Here is an 18305-nt window from a genome sequence, read left to right on the forward strand (position 1 = left end):
GGCCGCCGCCGACGCCGACCTGGGTGCCCTGGTTGAAGGCCGTCCCGCCGGGAGCGCCAGGCCCGCCGCCGACCACGCCCGCGGTCTGGCCGAGGCCCTGGTTGATGCCGCCGGGGCCGCCGCCGACGCCCACCTGGGTGCCCTGGTTGCCGGCGAATCCGCCTTGCTGGATGCTGCGCGTGGGGGAATTGGCGTTCTGCGCGGGGGTTCCGGGCCGGCTGGGGAGCTCGGCGCATCCGACCGTGGCCGCGAGAAGCGCGCAAACGCTCGCTCCGAAGAGCTTGGTTCCGGACATGGACGACTACCTCCTTGCGTGGAGTAGCGCTCGACACCTGCCAGTCAGTGAGTGGCTACTCATAGGCGACACCATAAGGGAGGCCCGCAGGGGATGCGTTTGGACGACCCATCCCAAATAACGCCCGCGAGGGCTCGCTTATCGCAGGGCAAAAGGGAGCCCTCTCCAAGCACGAAGCCCCCGCCAGGAAGGCGGGGGCCCCGAAACCGAAAGGTCGGAAGGTTAGGGCTGGGGCTTGGCGGGTGCGGCCTTGGCGGGGGCTGCCTTGGGGGAGGCGGCCGCGAGCTTGGCGTCGTAGCCCGCCTTCTCGACGGCCTTGATCAGCGCGGAGGTGTCCTTGAGCTCCATCGAGCAGTAGTCCACCGAGGCGATGCCGCTCTCGAGGTTCACCGAGACGGCCTCGACGCCCTTGACCCCCTGGAGGCTCTTGGTCACGTGATCGGCGCAGCTGGCGCACTCCATGCCGAGCACCTCGAGCCTGGTCGAGAGCTGGCATGCGTCCTTCTTGACGGCCTTCGCGGGCGCGGCGGCCTTGGGGGCGGTGGCGCCCGCCTTCTTGTCGACGGCGCAGGTCCCGGGGGCGCAGGACGAGCCCTCGCCGCAGGCGATCGCGTTGCCCGCCGTCAAGGTCAGGGCCAGGGCCGCGAGCACGAGGAATCCCTTTTTCATCCGAACTTCTCCTATACGACGGGGGTGAGAATCGCTTCCGATTATAGCAGGCATGGAAGTGATCGCGCCCGGCGCTACGAAACGCTCTCGGGCAGCGCGGCGGTGAGGGCGGAAGCGAGCGACTCCGCGTCCATGGCCACGGCGCGGGTGGTGCGCGCGACCAGGTCCTTGAGCTGGACCTCGCCGGCTTCAAGCTCGGTGTCCCCGATGACCGCGACCCACCTGGCGCCCAGCTTGTCGGCCATCTCGAGCTGCTTCTTGAGCTTGCGATCGCCGAAGCCGACCTCGACGTGCCAGTCGCCCGCCCGGCGCAGGGCGTGGGCCAGCTTGAAGCTCGCCACCTCGGCGTCGGGCCCCATTGCCGCCACGTAGAGGTCCACGGCGTCCTCGGGGGTCTTGGACTCGAGCAGGATGGCGAGGCGCTCCTCGCCGAAGGCCCAGCCCACCGCCGGGGTGGGGGGGCCGCCGCACTCCTCGACCAGCTTGTCGTACCGGCCGCCGGCGCAGACCGTGTCCTGGCTGCCCAGCTTCTCCTCGGCGACGATCTCGAAGACGGTACGGGTGTAGTAGTCGAGCCCGCGCACCAGGCGCGAGTTGAGCTGGTGCTTCACCCCCACCGCGTCCAGGTAGCCGAAAAGCTTGCCCTGGTGGTCCCGGCAGTCGGCGCACAGCACGTCCTGGAGGCTGGGGGCCTCCCGGTTGATCTCCTTGCAGGAAGGAGTCTTGCAGTCGAGCACCCGCAGGGGGTTGGTCTGGCTGCGATCCAGGCAGGTGGTGCAGTAGTCGGCATGGCGCTCGGCGAAGTAGGCGACGAGGCGCTCGCGGTAGGCGGGCCGGCAGGCCTCGCACCCGAGGCTGTTGAGCTCGACGCGCAGGTTCGGGACCGAAAGGGCCGCGAAGATGTCCAGCGCGAGGGTGATCACCTCGGCGTCGGCCTTGGGATCACTGGTGCCGAGGAACTCGACGCCCACCTGGTTGAACTGGCGCTGGCGGCCGGCTTGCGGGCGCTCGTAGCGGAACATGGGGCCCGCGTACCACAGCTTGACGGGGCTGGGAAGCGTACTTGCCAGCTTGCCCTGCAGGTAGGCCCGCACCACCCCCGCGGTGCCCTCGGGGCGAAGGGTGAGCGAACGATCGCCCCGGTCGACGAAGGAGTACATCTCCTTGCTCACGATGTCGGTGGCCTCGCCGATGCCCCGGGTGAAGAGCTCGGTGGCCTCGAAGATCGGCGTGCGGATCTCGCGCACGTGGTAGCGATCGAAGAATTTCCGGGCCGTCTCCTCGATCTTGTTCCAGAGGAGCGACTCGGGGGGGAGGACGTCGCGCGTCCCCCGCTGGGCGGTGATCAGGCTTCCCATTGGTGTTCAGACTCCAAAAGCGCGTTTGAGGACGTAGCCGCCCCAGAAGAACCCGAGCCCCGAGAAGAAGGCGGTCATCTCGGGGCCCATCCCCCGGGTCAGCCCCAGGTAGAGGGCGAAGGGCATGTGCAGGATGCCGACGAGCATGAGGCCGTGGGCGATGAGCTTCTTGATGGACATGGTAACCCCCGAAAAGCGACGGGGGCAACCGCTTCCGGTTGCCCCCGCCAGGCCTTCGTCTTAAGGCAGCTGGAGGAAGCCCAGCAGGCCGTGGACGGTGGTGTCTCGCTTCATCGCAGCCAGCGACTCCGTCAGGGGGATGCCCTTGGGGCAGGCCCGGACGCAGTTCTGCGAGTTGTTGCAGTCGTTGACGCCGCCGATGTCGTTGAGCGCGTCGAGGCGCTCGGCCTTGTGCATCTTGCCGGAGGGGTGCAGGTTGAACAGGCGCACCTGGCTGACGGCAGCAGGCCCCATGAACGGCGAGCGGTCGTTCACGTTGGGGCAGGCCTCGAGGCAGACGCCGCAGGTCATGCAGCGCGAGAGGGCGTAGGTGACCTCCTGGACCTCGGGGCTCTGGCGAGGACCGGGGCCCAGGTCGTGGGTGCCGTCGATCTCGATCCAGGCGTTGACCTTCTTGAGGGCATCGAACATCTGCTGGCGGTCGACCACCAGGTCGCGGACGATCGGGAAGGTGCCCATGGGCTCGAGGGTGATGGTCTCGCCGCTGGGGGAGAGCTTGTCGACCAGCGAGGCGCAGGCCTGCTGTGGCTTGCCGTTGATCACCATGGAGCAGGAGCCGCACACCTGCTCGAGGCAGACGGCTTCCCAGATGACCGGGGTGGTCTTCTGGCCCTGGGCGGTCACCGGGTTCCGCTGGATCTCCATCAGGCACATGATGATGTTCATGCCCTTGGAGTAGGGGACCTTGAAATCCTCCCACCGGGCGGCCGCGTTCGGGCCGTCCTGGCGCTTGATGCGAAGGTTGACGGTCGTGGGAGGCATTACTTCGACTCCTCTCTGAACTTACGGTCCTCGGTGTGCATGCCGACCGCCGAGGTGGTCGCCTCGACCGACTTGGGGGCCGGGGTGGTGGCTGCGGCTTCCTTGTCCACGTCGTACTTGCGGGGCCTGGGCTTGATCAGGCTGGTATCGACTTCCTGGTAGGTGATCTCCGGGCCGTTGGGGGTCCAGCGGGCCATGGTGGTCTTGAGGAAGTTGACGTCGTCGCGCTCGGGGAAGTCGGGCTTGTAGTGGGCCCCACGGCTCTCGTTGCGCAAGAGCGCGCCCTTGGTGATGACCTTGGCGACCTCGATCATGTTCCAGAGCTGGCGGGTGAAGGGTACCGCCTGGTTGCTCCAGGGACCGGTGTCGTCGATGTTGATGTTCTTCCAGCGCTCGGACAGGGTGTCCAGGTGCGAGAGGGTCTTCTCGAGCCGGTCGTTGTAGCGAACGACGGTCACGTTGTTCGTCATCCACTCGCCCAGCTCCCGGTGGAGGGCGTAGGGGTTCTCGGTGCCCTTCATGGCGAGGATCTGGTTGTAGCGGTCGGTCTCGCGCTTGACGGCGGCCTCCACGACCGAGGGCTTCACCTCGGCCTTGGCCTGGGCCTTCATGTACTTGACCGAGGAGGGGCCCGCGACCATGCCGGCGTAGACCGTCGAGAGCAGCGAGTTGGCGCCCAGGCGGTTGGCGCCGTGGTACTGGTACTCGCACTCGCCGACCGCGAACAGGCCGGGGATGTTGGTCATCTGGTCGTAGTCGACCCACAGGCCGCCCATGGTGTAGTGCATGCCGGGGAAGATCTTCATCGGGACCTTCTTGGGGTCGTCACCGACGAACATCTCGTAGATCTCGAGCACGCCGCCGAGCTTGCGCTCGAGCATGTGGGGATCCAGGTGGCTGACGTCCAGGTAGACCTGGTTCTCGCCGTCGACGCCGAGCTTCATGTCGACGCAGACCTGGAAGATGGCGCGGGTCGCGATGTCGCGGGGCACCAGGTTGCCGTAGGCGGGGTACATGGTCTCGAGGAAGTACCAGGGCTCGCCCTTGGCGGGACGGCCGTCCTTGCCGTCGGAGGGCACCCACACCCGGCCGCCCTCGCCGCGGATCGACTCGGACATCAGGCGCAGCTTGTCGCCGCCGGGGATCGCGGTCGGGTGGACCTGGATCAGCTCGCCGTTCGCGTAGAAGGCGCCCTGCTGGTAGACGGCGCCCTGGGCGGTACCGGTGTTGATCAGCGAGTTGGTGCTCTTGCCGAAGATCATGCCGTTGCCGCCCGTGGCGAGCACGACGGCTCCGGCGGTGAAGGCCTTGATCTCCATGGTCTTGCCGTTCTGGCAGACCACGCCGCGGCAGATGCCCTCGTCGTCGAGGATCGACGAGAGGAACTCCCAGCCCTCGTACTTGGTCACCTTGCCCTGGGCCTCCCAGCGGCGGACCTGCTCGTCCAGCGCGTACAGGAGCTGCTGGCCGGTGGTGGCGCCGGCGAAGGCCGTGCGGTGGTGCTTGGTGCCGCCGAAGCGGCGGAAGTCGAGGAGGCCTTCAGGGGTGCGGTTGAAGGGCACGCCCATGCGATCGAACAGGTTGATGACGTGGGGCGCGGCCTCGCACATGGCCTTGACCGGGGGCTGGTTGGCGAGGAAGTCCCCGCCGTAGATGGTGTCGTCGAAGTGGATGGCGGGGCTGTCGCCCTCGCCCTTGGTGTTGACCGCGCCGTTGATGCCGCCCTGGGCGCACACCGAGTGGGAGCGCTTGACGGGCACCAGCGAGAAGAGGTCCACGTGGACGCCGGCTTCGGCGGCCTTGATGACGGTCATCAGGCCGGCGAGACCGCCGCCGACGACGATGATACGATTGGCGTCCATATTAGAAAACCTCCCCGTGGGTGTGCCCCGCCGCGGCGGGCTGGACCTGCTTGGCCTGTTCGACGAGCGCCGGGAGTCTAAAGCCCGTGATCGCGTAGAGGCCGAGGGCCGAGATGCCGAGCCACACCACGATCATGACCATCGCCGAGAGCTGCTGGGCCTTCATGCTGATGGTGACGCCCCAGTCGATGCAGAACTCCCACAGGCCGTTGGCGAAGTGGAAGGCCGTGGCGATCACGCCGAGGGCGTAGAAGACGAGCATCGGGGTGGTCGAGAGGTGCGCGACGACCTTGGCGTAGCCCGAGTCCGCGTAGCCGACCGAGTTGACCATCTCGCCGATGGGCGTGCCCTGGAAGCGCATGAACCAGGCGTGGTAGCCGAGGAACGCCAGCAGGAAGAAACCGGTCACGCGCTGGAGGACGAAGTTCCAGTTCCGGGCGTAGGGGAAGCGCAGGGGGTTGTTCTTCGAGATGAAGCCCACCCAGATGCCGAACACCGCGTGGTAGATGAGGGGCAGGTAGATCAGCCCGATCTCCATGAAGATCAGGATGGGCATCGACTCGAGCAGGTGGACCTTGCTGTCGAACTCGGCGTAACCCTTCATCGAGTAGGAGTTGATCAGCAGGTGTACGAGCAGGTAAGCGCCCAGCGGGATCGCACCGGTGAACTGGTGCAGCTTCCTCAGCAGGAAGTAGTTCTTGTTGGATACGCCCATCGAAGTGTCACAAACTCCTTTCAGGAGCGCTCAGGGCGACTCGGGAGAGCGAAAGGCTGCTCGGGAGACCTCAGAGCCGCTCGGGGCCTGGGTGGGGGCTCGGTCCCTATTGCTAAGGGGCCGTAAACGTTGGCTTTAATCCTAGCAAATCGCCGCACGCTCGTCACGCGGCTGTAACAAATTGATGGGCCTCAAGCAACAGACGAGCAACGGTAGATCCGATCCACCGCTGCTCGAAAGGGCCAGATGGCACCGTTTTTGGGGCGACTCAGCGGGTCCAGACGGCGGTGTAGGGGCCCCAGTTGCCCTTCGCGTCCCTGGCGTGGACCAGCGCGAGGCGGCGCGAGCCGGCCTGAGGGGCAGCGAAGCCGTCCGCGGTCCTCGTGAGGGCCGTGCCGGTGCCGCTCGTGCCGGGGCGAACGAAGAAGGCCTCGGCCGCGGTGGCGCCGGGGGCCGAGAGGGCCGCGCCTTCGGTCAGGGGCTTCTCGACCTCGGGGCCGTAGACCGCGCTCGGGTCGTCGGCGGTCTTGAGCATGAACATGGCCCCGGGCAGGTTCTCCTTCCAGAACTGGGCGACCTTGGTGAAGGGGGGATCGAAGCCGTCCTGGTACGAGCCCATCTCGCTGGTGTAGGTGAAGATCCCGAGCTCCCCGTAGGCCCAGTCGTTGGTGGTGCCGCCGTGGACGTAGAGATCGGCGGACTGCTCGCCCTTGTAGCCCGCGATCTTCGCGAGCTTGTTGCCGACCGCGGCCAGGCGCTTGTCGGCGGGCGCATCGTGGGTGTAGGCCCACGGCCAGAGGATCGCGTTGCTGAACGAGTGGTAGCTCATGCAGTAGGTGAACTTGTGGCCGGTGAGCAGGGCCTTCATGGCCTGGGTCTCGGGCTCCGAGAAGGGCGCGGGGCCGCGGAAGGTCGCATCGGCGGGGTTCTTGGAGCTGCCGGCGGGAGCCTTGTCCCACGAGTAGCCGTAGTTGCGGTTGATGTCGACCCCCGGGCCCTCGGGGCCGGCGCCGAAAGTGGTCAGGCCGTAGGAGGTGGCGGTGCTCTTGCGCCAGTCCTTGCCCTCTTCGGCCAGCACGTGGCCGTCGGGGTTGACCATGGGCACCACCCAGATCTCGCGGTTGTCCACGGCGAAGGTCGCGTCGGGATCCTTGCCGTAGTTCGCCAGCAGGTGCTCGGCGACCATGTAGGTGATCTCGGAGGTGACGAGCTCGCGGGCGTGGTGCTCGCCGAGGAAGGCCACGCCGGGCTTGGTGTCGGGGGCGCTGGTACCGATCCGCAGGCCCCAGATGTCGCGGTTGGCCTTGCCCTTGCTCTTCTCCCACGAATCGCCCAGGTCCACCAGCTTGCAGAGCTGGGGGTACCTGGCGGCGAGCGCCTTCATGTCGGCGACCATCTGCTCGTAGGTGCGGTACTTGGGGTCGTAGGTGTTCTCCAGCCGCACGCTGCTGCGGTAGGTGGGCGAGAGGCCCAGCTTCTTGGCGGTCTCGACGGTGCGCTTGCTGCCCGTGCCGTAGGCCACCTGGTCGGTGACGCCCCACAGGTCCAGCTCGTTGTTGACCAGCTGGGTCAGCTCTTCCGAGGTCTTGTAGGGGATGGCGACCGGCACGCGCTCTTTGGCCTCGAGGGCCTGCATCAGGGCGCGCTCGCCCCCGTTGCCCGGGGCCGCCATGGGCATGCTGCAGCCGGTGAGGACGCCGAGCGCCAGGAGGCTCGACCAGAAGCGAAGGGAGGGGGTGCGCATGCGCTTGGACGTCTCCTTCTCGAAAGGGGGATCAAGGATGGGTTATCGGAAGACAGGATGACAAACTTGCGCGAGTTTGTTCAAGGGGGCGACGGGGCGTCCTGGGGTCATGGCGCAAAACCTCGCCGGATTGGACATTCCCGCGGCGGGGGGCATGCGCTTAAGTAGGCGTTGCCGAGCCGTCGGGAGAGGAGGAGCCATGTCCCGAAGTCACCCCTTGCTTGCTGGGATCCTGGCCCTGGGGGCCACGTCCTGGGTTCTTGTCGCCTGCAGCGCCGGCACGGGTCCCGGCAGCGGCGATCGCGCCTCCAAGAAGCCGGGCGAACGTGCTTCGATCAGCCAGGGGGGCCTGCAGCCTCGCGACTACTACTTCCCCACCAGCGCCCGGTACCGGGCGACCTATGTCTTCACCTCCGCGAACGATCTGCCCGCTCCCTTCGCCACCGAGAGCAGCCGCGTCACCGGGACGACGACCTTCGAGACGAGCGCCTACGCGCCGAACGAAGCGACCGTCCGCTCCACCACCCGCGCCACCGACCAGGACGGCCAGACCCAGACCCAGACCACCGCCTCGACCCTGCGCGTGCAGGCGGACGGCACGGTGGCCTCGAACGAGCAGGGGCTTCAGCTGCGCTACTCGGCGGGCATCTTCACGCCGGCGGGCGCCGAGGTCGTGCCGGCCTCGGGCTCGGAGATCCCGGCCCTGCGGGTCTTCTGGCTAGGCGATGAGAGCGTCTCGGTCCCGGCCGGCACCTACCAGGCCGTTCACCTGGGCCAGCAGGTCGCGGCGGCGGGGGCCCCGATCACCCACTTCTGGCTGGCGCCCGGGGTGGGGCTCGTGCGGCAGATCGATTACGCCACCTACTCGATCCCCGTCAGCCAGAACGCGCTCGGGGTGGCGACCACCAGCTTCGAGATGAGGCTCGAGAGCCTCACCCCGTAGGGGGCCTCAGCGCGCCGGGCGCTGCCAGGCGCTCGCCTGCCGTGTCGCCTCGGGCGAGAGCGCGGCGCGCACCCCCTCGAACATCCGCGAGAAGCTGAAGTTGACGGCGGGATCCTTCTTGACCTCGGGCTTGAGGGTGATGTCCTTGTGGCCCACGATCCGGTCGAGGGGGATGCCGTGCGTCGCGACCAGGTGCGCGACCAGCTGCACCAGGGAGCGGTACTGGGCGTTGGTGAAGGGGTCGTCGCCGGTCTGGGCGTTGACCAGCTCGATGCCGATCGATCGATCGTTGAGGTGGTCCTGGCCCCGGTAGTAGCTCTCGCCCGCGTGCCAGGCGCGCAGCGCGTCGGGGACGCACTGCACGATCGCGCCGTCCTTGCCGATGACGTAGTGGGCGCTGACCTGGCTGCTGGGGTTGGCGAAGTGGCGCCAGATGGTCCTGGCGTCCCGCACGCCGGGGGTCTCGGTGTCGTGGATGACGATCATGTCGATCGCCGCGCCCTGGGGCCGGGCGTCGGCGTGCGGGGAGAGCAGCCACTCGACGGAGGGCTTCGGGACCTGGGGGGCGGTCGCGACCGGGGCGTTGGTGTAGTCGTCCCCCTGGGCCCCCGAGGGGAAGCCCGTCTCGGTGGCGGCCATGACGAGGGCCGCGAGCGAAAGGCCCGCGAGGTACCGGATCGTGCCACGCATGCGTCTCATCAAGACGGCCTCCGTGCAGGGGGGTGGATCGAGGCCGCGCGGGGAGGAGCCGTCCGTCCGGCCACTGGGGGATTATACCGACGCGAGGCTCCAAACTAACCGACATTCATCACAGTCATGTTGCGTTCACATGAACGATCGCTTGCTTTGATCGCCCGCAGGCTTGCCGCCAGGGGAGAGGCTCCCTATCATGGGGGAATGGCCCGCCGGGGCCCCCCATTCGATTGACCGAGGAGACTCAACCAGCATGACCACCCAGACGACCGAAGGCCGGTACGAAGAAGGCCTCAAGCGCTACGAGGAAGGCGCCCCCCTCGAGGAGGTGCTCTCCCACTTCCAGGCGCTCTACAAGGACACCCCGAACGACGTGCGGGTCGTGGTCAGCCTGAGCTGGCTGCACATCCTGCTCGGCAACAAGGCCGAGGCCCTCGCCTTCTCCAAGGCCGCCAAGGGCACGGCGCAGGGCCGCTACAACCACGCGCTGGCGCTGTTGACCTTCAAGGAGAAGGGCGTGCGCGAGAAGCTCGACGAGGCGATCCGGATGGGGGGCCACGAGGGCCTGCACGACGCCATGGCCAACCTCGAGGACGCCATCCAGCGCAAGGGGGGGGACTACCCCGCCGCCGCCAAGCTGCTCGCCTGGATCAAGGAGATGCACTAGGTGCGCTAGACCGAGTCGTCCGGCTCGCTTTCAGGGACGGAGGCCTCCACGGAGGCCTCCGTTTCGCTTGGCCCGTCCTGGGGCTCGAAGGTCTTGCCGGTGAGCAGCCCCCCCTCGAGATCGAGGACCAGGATCCCGCTCACGGGCGATCCGTCCTCGCCCTCGACGCTCATCGGGTAGTACCAGCGCGCCGTCCCGTCGGAGGGCTCCTCGATCCGGTGCGGGGCCCCGTGCCGTTCCAGGATGTCGGCGACGGGGATCCCGAGCGCCAGCTCCTCGAGGGGGCGCGCGAGGGGAGGCCGGCCGGGAGCTGCGCTTGCTTCGAGAAGCGCCTGCTCGGCGGCCTGTGCCTCGGCGGCCTCCTGGGCCGCTGCGCGCTTCGCGCGCGTCGCCTCGGTGATCGGCTTGCCGACGACGCGCACCAGCCAGTACGTCGAGACTGCCCACAGCAATACCCAGAACCAAAGCGACAGCATCGTGCGTTTTCCCTCTCATGCGAGGGTATGCCCTCGCTTTCCAGCCTCTAAAGCATCCGTCAAAACCGGGAATGTGTCGAGATTTGACCACCGCGGGCGCTTGGCGGATCGGTTTTGTCGGACGCTTCACCCTCCTTCGGTCTGCGTTAAATGTCGGTTAAGGTGACAAGCCCTCCGCCTCCGGGAAGGATAAAGAAACAAGCGATCCCACGCGGGAAAGGAGTCGGTGACATGGTCAGAGCGGCAGATCAATCGGGCGCAGGGCGGCTAACGGGCGCCAGCGCGGCTCCGCTGCGGGGCACGTCGCTCGCCAAGCTCCAGCCGGTCGAGCCCGCTCCCGAGAAAGCGGCCGAGCCGACTGCCGCAAAGCCGGCCGAGCCCGCGAAGCCTCCTGCCTCGGATTCCCGCCAGGCCCTGCCCGAGCAGGTGAGCGTCAAGGCGGGCGAGAGCCTGTCGGTCATCGCCGCACGCAGCGGGATCGGCCTCGAACAGCTCAAGACCCTCAACCCGGAGCTCTTCAAGGCGGGCAAGGATGCTGCCGGCAAGACCCGCGCCGCCGACGGCCGCCTGATCTACCCGGGCGACACGGTGCGCCTGCGCGCCCCCGAGCAGAAGCAGGTCGATCCGGCCAAGACCACCACCGCCTCGAACAAGGTGGTGGCCGCCGCCAAGGACTACATCGACCAGGCCACCATCCAGCCGGGCGGCCGCGAGGTGGCGACCAAGACCCTGGACTCCGCGACCAAGATGCTCGCCCTGATCCCCGAGAGCGACGCCTCCCGAGCGGCCCATGCGAACAAGGTCGCCCAGCTGCTCTCCGACTTCGACGCCCAGTATCCCGACGACGGCACCGAGCGCTCCACGGCCTTCGACGAGGCGAGCGCCACCTTCAACGGCGCCCTGAAGTCCTTCGACGCCGCCGGCCAGGTGGTGGGCCAGCTGCCCGAGGCGGACATCCGATCCTTCCAGCAGGAGGCCCTGGGCAAGGCGCGGTCGGCCTTCAAGGCCGCCGAGGCCGCCGTTGCCGCCATGCCCGAGGGCGAGCCCAAGACCCTCGCTGGCCAGCAGCTCGCCATGATGCAGATGGCCCTGGAGCAGGCCGCCCCGCCTTCGACCGTCGCCGCGGGCGGCGGCACCGCGCAGACGATCGGGGTCCTGCCGGGCACCGCCCCCGCGGCGACCGTGCCCACCGGGGGCACCCCGACCCCGCTCGGGGCCCTGCCCGGCACGACTCCGGCCGCCTACAGCGGCACGACCACCGCCACGGGTACCCCCACTCCGCTCGGAGGCCTGGGGACCCAGGCGAGCGGTACCGCCACCCCGCTCGGCATCACGGCCCAGGTCCAGCCCCAGGCCGGCATCCCTCAGGCCCCGGTCTCGAGCGGCGGCGGCATCGTGCCGCGCTTCGCCGAGCCGGTCGTGGCGCGCTACGCCGACCCGGTGCAGTGGGACAAGGCGCAGATGCCGGCCAACTGGGACACCCCTCAGAGCGGCCAGGTGCCGAACAGCACCTCGGGCAGCATGAGCACCGCGGGCACCAACGGGGCGAACGGCACGAGCGGGACCTCGGGCCCGAGCAAGAAGGACCCCAACGACCCCAAGGTCAAGCAGCTGGCCGAGATCCTCAAGAACGCCGACCACAAGATGGTGCGCGACATCGTCAACAGCAACTTCGACCTCTTCTACGCCTCGCTGCCCGAGCAGAAGGGCCAGATGATCAAGATCCTGCTTGACGGCCGCACCAGCAGCGAGGACCAGGCAGCCATCGTCTCGATCGCCGACATGGCGCGCCAGCAGGGCGAGCTGGACGGCATGGCCACGGCCCTCGACGGCTACTTCGGCGGGGCCGGCAAGGGCCTCAACCGCATGCTCGAGGACCTCACCCGCTCGTTCCGCGACCAGACCCTCTCGGCCATGTTCGGAGAGCCCGCCACCGGCGTCACCCTGGCGCCGTCCTACTACACCAACCTGGTCGGCGTCCTCAGCAAGGAGGACGTCGAGATGCTCGGCAACTCCATGGGCGCCACGGTCGGGGCGCGCTGGATCCAGCGCATGCCGGATGCGGCCAAGCTGGCCATGGCCGACAAGCTCAAGAGCTGGTGGCCATTCGGAGGCAACAAGGACATGCAAGCCGCCTTCACCGCATCCGCGACGGGACGCTAGCGCAGGCCGCGCAGCCGGATTTGCGAGGCGCCAGGCGCACCTCGCCGACAGGAGAGAGCACCATGAACATCAACAAACCGAACGCCAACCCCGCTGCTGCGGGGCCGCGCCGCGCCGCGCCCGCCGAGCAGCCCAAGGCCGCTGATCACGCGAAGCCCGCCAAGCCGGCCCCCGCCATGGACTCCTTCAAGGGGACGCCCGATCAGTACGTGATCCGCCCCGGGGACACCCTCGCCAAGATCGCGGGGCGCTTCGGCGTTTCCCAGCAGACCCTGCTCGAGCTCAACCCCGAGCTCACCCGGGGCCGCAAGCGCACCTCCACGGGCGATCGCATCTTCGCCGGCGAGACCATCCGCCTCAAGCCCGCGCCCTCCGAGGCCGACGGCCTGAAGGACCAGCTCAAGAAGGCCCAGGAGGCCAGCGAGGCGGCCCAGAAGGCGCACGAAGCGGCCCAGCAAGTCTCCGGGGCCAAGGTGGCCCTGCTCCAGATGCCGCAGCCCAGCGCGTGGCGCAGCCTCGGCGAGGCCAAGAAGCACGTGGCCGACGCCGATGCGCGCCTGGCGAAGATCCCGGCCGGGGACGCCGAGCGCCCCACCTTCGAGGGTATCGTCAAGAACGCCCACGAGGCCTTCGAGGGGATGACGGGCCGCCTGAGCGACCTGGCGGCTCGCAACAAGACCAAGGTGGTCCAGGAGACCGGCGAGGACGGCAAGCCCGTCGAGCGCAAGGTGGACCGGGAGCTGGACGACGAGACCCTGGCCCTCTCCACCTCGGACGTGGCCCTGGCCGATTCCACCCAGAAGGCCAAGCTCATCCGCAACCTCTACGACGGCTACACCGGGGGTGACGAGCAGGACAAGATCCTGGCGATCCTGGCGGATGCCAAGGGTCAGGGGCAGCTCGACGAGACGCTCGGCGCCCTCAAGGCCGAGAAGACCAAGACCCTGTTCATCCCGTCGACGGTCTTCGAGAACCTGCCCGGCCTCTTCACCGATTCGCGGCTCGACAAGCTCGAGCAGATCGTGAAGGGCAACGCCGAGCTGGAGGGGGCCATCGCCCGCACCCGCGAGCAGCGCGAGCGCCAGAATTCCGGTTACTAACCAGGTCAGCGAGCAGGCCCCGCGCGTTTCAACGCGTGGGGCCTGCTCGCTTTTTCAGGGCCTGCGGGCGCCCCGCCTGTGCCCGGTCGGTTAACGTTCCGAGAGATTTCTTAAGGAAGCTTTGGGATGGGCGCTATCGCAAGCGGGGCGCGCCTTACCGAGGGGATATGGTCGTCAATGTGACGGCTGTTGCCCCTTTCTCGCAACGTAAACCTCGGATCGGTGAGTTCATCCTCATCGTGGCGGTTCACTTCACATTGTAAGTGATTGTTGCCCTCTTTTTTTGATGAAATATGCGCCTATAATCCAGGTGTGAGATTCGAGAGGGATATATTTCCCCGCGGTAATGCGAATTTTGCTCGATGCGTGATGCATTCACCGATGGCATCATAAGATAAAGGGAGGAATCGCCATGAACGAACGGAAGCCCGCCAAGACGTCCAGGACACCCAAGGCGGAGGGCGCGACCGCTCCCAAGCGCCGGCGCAAGGCCGTCGTCTCGCTGGACGATCTCACCCTGCGGCACGGCGAGATCATCCTGGAGCTCAACCCGGGTCAGGCGGATCTGATCCGCGTCCTGAGCCGGGAGTTCGCCGTCGCCTTCCTGCCGAGCGAGTCGCAGGGCGAGCTGGTGCTCGATCCGGCCAAGTCCGAGCTGGTCAGCTTCATGCTGTTCGAGCTCGAGGCGCTCTCCCGACGCCAGCGGGCCCTCGCGCTCGCGTTTGCGAGCTAAGCAGCTAGTGGTGAAGCGAAACCACGTTCCGCTTAGATCGCCTCGTCGAGGACCAGGCCGACCAGCTCGGGAAGCATCCCGATCTCGGTCTGGTCCTCGGGGACGGCGTCCTGGGACAGGAAGAAGGCGTCGTCCATGACCGAAAGGAACCCGGCGGCCAGCTCCCCTTCCACCTCGATCGCCTCCTCCCGGCTGGAGTGGCAGAGCTCGGGCGCGCTCAGAGAGAAGTGGTGGCGGCAGGCCAGGGGCCGGCCTTCGTAGATGGCGCAGGCGCCCGCCTCGAGGAAGGGGCACGGCACGCGGCGCTGCCAGTAGTCCGAGGCGATCCCCTCCACGAGATCCTCGAGGTCCTCGTCAACGCCGCTCTGCAGGTGCGAGCGCAGCTCAGCCGTCGCCTCGTGCCAGGCCGCGATTCGTCCGCGAATCGCGGCCTGCGCTTCGGCGGGCCGCCTTTCCACGGCGCGGGCCGCCTCGCGGGCCTCGGCGACGGTGACCATCACCAGCTGGTGGCAGCAGGCGTCGCAGCCCTTCTGGCAGGTGGGCGCGATGCCCTCGGCGGCGTAGGTGTCGAGCACGACGGCCAGGTTTCGCTCCACGTCCGCGTAGAGCTCGGCGGTGGTGTCATAGGGGGGGGAAAGCTCGAGTTCGATCTCGTCTGACAAGGGGAACTCCTTGATGTCTAGCGCCTCAGGCGCTCGCGGGCCTCGGTCATCAGCTCGGAACCGCCGAGCATGATGCTGCGGCCGTCCACCAGGTGATCCAGGTGGTAGTTGAGGGGGAAGGTCTCGAACTCCTCGAGGGCATCGCCCACCTGGCGCATGCCTTGCTCGTAGAGGGCGATCGTCGCCTGCCAGTGCCAGGGCACGGCGGAGGCGGCGAGGCGGCGCCCTCCCTCGTCGAAGCGGCGCCGGGCCTCGGCGACCACGGCCTCGAAGGCCTCCATCAGCACGTCGTCGTAGGGGTCGCCCGAGAGGTCGTCGAGCTGGTCGAGCAGCCGGCCGATGCTGCCGTCGAGCGCGGCGTCGACGGGGGCGAAGACGGTCTGGTAGAAGACGCGGGGATCGACGAAGGGGGCGTTCGCGGGCCTGGCCTGGCGCGAGGGCGCCGAGGGCTTGATGGTGGCGTCGTAGCGCGAGCGCTTGCGCGCGTCGCTCAGGGTCTCGTAGGCCTCGTTGAGCTGCGCCATGCGAAGGGGGTCGCCCCCCGGCCGATCGGGGTGGTGGCGCTTGGCCATGGCGCGGTAGGCCAGGCGGATCTCATCCTCGTCGGCCTCGCGCGCGACGCCGAGCCGGTCATAGTAGGTGGGGGCGCCCTTCGGGGCCATCAAGAGGCCGTCCTTTCTGCGATCGCTCTCAATTGTAGCGATCGCGCCTCGCCCCTGCCAAGACTTCCCCTCAGGTCAGGGCCCCCGAGAGAAGATAGCAGCACAGCAACAACGTGACTTTCAGTCCGAACATCTCGCGCGGATCCCAGAAGCGATCGCCCCAGGATCGCCTGGTGGCGAGGGGCCGCATGCGGGCGAGGGCGGGACGGGGCGGGCGGATCGAGGTGGCCATGCGGGAGACCTCCGGGAGACGGGAAGGCGGGAGCGGGGCTAGAAAGTTTGTTCGATTGCTCCGTATCCTAGGCGTGGCCTGCTCGCCTGTCAATCCCTCCGCACGCAGCCTGTTCGATCACGTTTCTTCATGCTAGAATCTTAAGAATTGTGAATGCCTGGCATGCCCTGCGGCGGCATGCCGCGCGAAAAGGAGGCTCCCTCATGTCGTACGACCCGTCTAACGCGCCGAGGGTTGGGCTGCTCACCCTGTTGCAGGTGACATGCTCGCTGCGCCGGGCGCCAAGGCGTCAGCCCGAGGTGGTGGTTCAGCCCCTTCGCCGGCACCACGGCCTGGGCTACGGCTTCAGCCTCGACATCGCCGCCACCGGGGGCCGCAGGCGCTAGCCTCGCTCGGCGCGGTTGCGCGCGCCTGCGGCGGTTGCTATACTGCCCATGGCCAGTGGAACAGGCGATCGCGGGTGCGGGTGCGCCACCCCTTCGGGGAGGGTGCCCCCGGATCTGAGGAAAGTCCGAGCTCCACAGGGTAGGACGCTGGGTAACGCCCAGTGGGGGTGACCCCGAGGATAGTGCCACAGAAAGATACCGCCCGACATAGTTTTCGCACCTGAAATCGCGGCGTATGCGACCCTCTCGGAAGTGCTTCTTTCAGAACCATCTGCCGCAACGCTCGGTGCCTACAACTCCCACGTGTCGGGTAAGGGTGCAAAGGTGGGGTAAGAGCCCACCAGCAGTCGGGTGACCGGCTGGCTAGGTAAACCCCGTCCGGTGCAAGACCAAACAGGGGGAGATGACGCGACCCGCCGATTCCCCGGGTAAGGTCGCTGGAGGCGGCAGGTAACTGACGCCCAAGAGAGATGATCGCCCTCCCCGCGGGGGGACAGAACTCGGCTTACAGGTCCACTGGCTCGGGGCGAAACCGCGGTTTCGCCCCATTTTTTACTCCGCGCCCGGTGTGGGCGCGATCACAGACGATGCAGAAAGGCGTGCCCTAGCGTGGTGGCGGGCGACTATCATCTTCCGGTGCTCCCGGGCGAAGTGCTTCAGTGGCTCTCGCCGGCCCCTGGCGCGCGCGTCCTGGACGGGACTCTCGGCGGCGGCGGCCACTCCGCGCTCATCCTCGAGGCGATTGGGCCCGAGGGGCGCCTCTACGGGATCGACCAGGATCCGGAGGCCATCGAGGCCGCCCGTCGTCGCCTCTCGGTCATCGGATCCAACGTGGAGATCCGAGCAGGCAACTTCGCGGACGTCCTGCCGGTCTGGCCCGATGAACCCCTCGACGGCATCCTCCTGGATCTCGGGGTGTCGAGCCACCAGCTGGACACGGCCAGCCGCGGATTCTCGTTTATGCGGGAAGGGCCCCTCGACATGCGCATGAATCCCAACCAGGCCACTTCCGCTTCCGACCTCGTCAACGCCTTGGCCGAGCGCGAGCTCGCCGACGTGATCTGGCGCTACGGCGAGGAGCGCCACTCCCGCTCGGTGGCCCGCGCCATCGTCCAGCGCCGCGCCGAGCGACCCTTTTCGACGACCCGCGACCTGGTGGAGGTGGTCGAGAGGGTGGTGCCTCGCGCCAAGGACGGGATCCACCCGGCGACCCGAACCTTCCAGGGGCTGCGCATCGCGGTCAACGACGAGCTGGGGGTGCTCGAGCGCGCCCTGCCCGCCGCCGTCTCGCGCCTCAAGCCCGGCGGACGGCTTGCCGTCATCAGCTTCCACTCGCTCGAGGACCGCGTCGTCAAGCAGTTCTTCCGGGACGAGGCCAGGGGCTGCACCTGCCCGCCGCGCCTTCCCATGTGCGTCTGCAATCGCAAGCCGACCCTCGAGGTCCTGACGCCCAAGCCCGTCGTCGCGACCCCCGAAGAGAACGCCCGCAACCCGCGCGCCCGCTCGGCGAAGCTGCGCGTCGCCAGGAGGATCTGAGCATGCCGGCCGCACCCCACGCTCGTCCTCTTCCCGCCCTTCGGACGCCCCTCGCCAGGCGCACCGGCTGGAAGGTGCTGTTCGGCTCGCGTCCGCGCACCTCGACCCTGACCTTCGCGGTGGCGGCCCTGCTGCTCGCCAATCTCGCGCTCTACGTCCTGACGGTCGTCCAGGAGGCCGGCCTCAACCGGGTCCAGGCGCAGATCTTCGCCAAGCGCCGGGAGAACGTGCGCCTGCGCGCCGAGCTCGCCAAGGTCGAGGCGCCCGAGCGCATCGAGAACCGGGCCGTCGCGGACCTGAGGCTGGGGCATGCGCCGGGGGCGCTCTTCGTGCCGGCCCTCCCCTCGCTCGGCGCTCAGGCCGTGAAGGTCGCCCCGCCCACCTTCGGGGTCCCCGAGGCCTACTGA

Annotated in this window: 21 protein-coding genes and 1 other RNA gene; 9 read left to right on the plus strand and 13 right to left on the minus strand. The window is 68.1% G+C overall.

Features of this window, described 5'->3' with window-relative positions:
- The 8 genes from V6D00_10675 to V6D00_10710 all read right to left on the minus strand — a co-directional run.
- The coding region (locus tag V6D00_10675; protein ID HEY9899634.1) for a hypothetical protein at nt 1-295 on the minus strand (295 nt) is incomplete at its 3' end.
- Between the two features lie 222 nt (nt 296-517).
- Nucleotides 518-964: a heavy metal-associated domain-containing protein gene (locus tag V6D00_10680; protein HEY9899635.1), complete on the minus strand. Its 447-nt coding sequence runs from the start codon at nt 962-964 to the stop codon at nt 518-520.
- Between the two features lie 74 nt (nt 965-1038).
- Nucleotides 1039-2322, minus strand: coding sequence for a histidine--tRNA ligase (gene hisS, locus V6D00_10685; protein HEY9899636.1), 1284 nt, complete (start codon nt 2320-2322; stop codon nt 1039-1041).
- 6 nt (nt 2323-2328) lie between these two features.
- Nucleotides 2329-2502, minus strand: coding sequence for a hypothetical protein (locus V6D00_10690; GenBank protein ID HEY9899637.1), 174 nt, complete (start codon nt 2500-2502; stop codon nt 2329-2331).
- A gap of 60 nt (nt 2503-2562) precedes the next feature.
- Complete coding sequence (sdhB, locus tag V6D00_10695; protein ID HEY9899638.1) at nt 2563-3324, minus strand: succinate dehydrogenase iron-sulfur subunit; 762 nt, start codon at nt 3322-3324, stop codon at nt 2563-2565.
- A complete protein-coding gene (gene sdhA / locus V6D00_10700; protein ID HEY9899639.1) occupies nt 3324-5186 on the minus strand; it encodes a succinate dehydrogenase flavoprotein subunit in 1863 nt (620 codons plus the stop codon). The genes sdhB and sdhA overlap by 1 nt, the downstream gene beginning before the upstream one ends.
- Nucleotide 5187: 1 nt before the next feature.
- The gene (locus V6D00_10705; GenBank protein HEY9899640.1) at nt 5188-5901 is read right to left on the minus strand and encodes a hypothetical protein; all 714 of its coding nucleotides are present in this window, start codon (nt 5899-5901) and stop codon (nt 5188-5190) included.
- A gap of 268 nt (nt 5902-6169) precedes the next feature.
- A complete protein-coding gene (locus tag V6D00_10710) occupies nt 6170-7645 on the minus strand; it encodes a M14 family metallopeptidase (protein ID HEY9899641.1) in 1476 nt (491 codons plus the stop codon).
- A 199-nt stretch (nt 7646-7844) separates the two neighbouring features.
- Here V6D00_10710 and V6D00_10715 point away from each other — a divergent pair, with 199 nt between their 5' ends.
- Nucleotides 7845-8588, plus strand: a complete 744-nt coding sequence (locus V6D00_10715; GenBank protein HEY9899642.1) for a hypothetical protein — start codon at nt 7845-7847, stop codon at nt 8586-8588.
- A 6-nt stretch (nt 8589-8594) separates the two neighbouring features.
- Here the strand turns inward: V6D00_10715 and V6D00_10720 are convergent, their stop codons facing one another.
- Nucleotides 8595-9287, minus strand: coding sequence for an N-acetylmuramoyl-L-alanine amidase (locus V6D00_10720; GenBank protein ID HEY9899643.1), 693 nt, complete (start codon nt 9285-9287; stop codon nt 8595-8597).
- A gap of 247 nt (nt 9288-9534) precedes the next feature.
- Between V6D00_10720 and V6D00_10725 the strand changes: the two genes are divergently transcribed.
- Nucleotides 9535-9948, plus strand: coding sequence for a hypothetical protein (locus V6D00_10725; protein ID HEY9899644.1), 414 nt, complete (start codon nt 9535-9537; stop codon nt 9946-9948).
- A 5-nt stretch (nt 9949-9953) separates the two neighbouring features.
- Here the strand turns inward: V6D00_10725 and V6D00_10730 are convergent, their stop codons facing one another.
- Nucleotides 9954-10424, minus strand: a complete 471-nt coding sequence (locus tag V6D00_10730) for a hypothetical protein (protein ID HEY9899645.1) — start codon at nt 10422-10424, stop codon at nt 9954-9956.
- A 231-nt stretch (nt 10425-10655) separates the two neighbouring features.
- On the opposite strand from V6D00_10730, the gene V6D00_10735 reads away from it, so the two are divergent.
- From V6D00_10735 to V6D00_10745, 3 genes are all read left to right on the plus strand, one after another.
- Complete coding sequence (locus V6D00_10735) at nt 10656-12587, plus strand: LysM domain-containing protein (protein ID HEY9899646.1); 1932 nt, start codon at nt 10656-10658, stop codon at nt 12585-12587.
- A 62-nt stretch (nt 12588-12649) separates the two neighbouring features.
- Nucleotides 12650-13687, plus strand: coding sequence for a LysM domain-containing protein (locus V6D00_10740; GenBank protein HEY9899647.1), 1038 nt, complete (start codon nt 12650-12652; stop codon nt 13685-13687).
- 412 nt (nt 13688-14099) lie between these two features.
- Entirely contained in the window at nt 14100-14420 is a 321-nt protein-coding gene (locus V6D00_10745; protein HEY9899648.1) for a hypothetical protein, read from the plus strand.
- 32 nt (nt 14421-14452) lie between these two features.
- On the opposite strand, the gene V6D00_10750 is transcribed toward V6D00_10745, so the two are convergent.
- The 3 genes from V6D00_10750 to V6D00_10760 form a co-directional block, all read right to left on the minus strand.
- Complete coding sequence (locus tag V6D00_10750) at nt 14453-15082, minus strand: YkgJ family cysteine cluster protein (protein HEY9899649.1); 630 nt, start codon at nt 15080-15082, stop codon at nt 14453-14455.
- A gap of 17 nt (nt 15083-15099) precedes the next feature.
- Nucleotides 15100-15744 (minus strand): J domain-containing protein, encoded by a 645-nt coding sequence (locus V6D00_10755; GenBank protein HEY9899650.1) that lies wholly within the window; start codon nt 15742-15744, stop codon nt 15100-15102.
- Between the two features lie 70 nt (nt 15745-15814).
- On the minus strand, nt 15815-15976 hold the full coding sequence (locus tag V6D00_10760) for a hypothetical protein (GenBank protein ID HEY9899651.1): 162 nt from the start codon (nt 15974-15976) through the stop codon (nt 15815-15817).
- A 203-nt stretch (nt 15977-16179) separates the two neighbouring features.
- Here V6D00_10760 and V6D00_10765 point away from each other — a divergent pair, with 203 nt between their 5' ends.
- The 4 genes from V6D00_10765 (at nt 16180) to V6D00_10780 (ending at nt 18305) form a co-directional block, all read left to right on the plus strand.
- Nucleotides 16180-16362 carry a hypothetical protein gene (locus V6D00_10765; GenBank protein ID HEY9899652.1) on the plus strand — a complete coding sequence of 61 codons (183 nt, stop codon included), beginning with the start codon at nt 16180-16182 and terminating at the stop codon, nt 16360-16362.
- Between the two features lie 52 nt (nt 16363-16414).
- Nucleotides 16415-16886, plus strand: an RNA gene (gene rnpB / locus V6D00_10770) — RNase P RNA component class A.
- A 112-nt stretch (nt 16887-16998) separates the two neighbouring features.
- Nucleotides 16999-17898, plus strand: a complete 900-nt coding sequence (rsmH, locus tag V6D00_10775; GenBank protein ID HEY9899653.1) for a 16S rRNA (cytosine(1402)-N(4))-methyltransferase RsmH — start codon at nt 16999-17001, stop codon at nt 17896-17898.
- Between the two features lie 2 nt (nt 17899-17900).
- On the plus strand, nt 17901-18305 hold the full coding sequence (locus V6D00_10780; protein ID HEY9899654.1) for a hypothetical protein: 405 nt from the start codon (nt 17901-17903) through the stop codon (nt 18303-18305).

Origin of the sequence: Pantanalinema sp., assembly GCA_036704125.1 — a bacterium.
Taxonomy (GTDB): Bacteria; Cyanobacteriota; Sericytochromatia; order S15B-MN24; family UBA4093; genus JAGIBK01.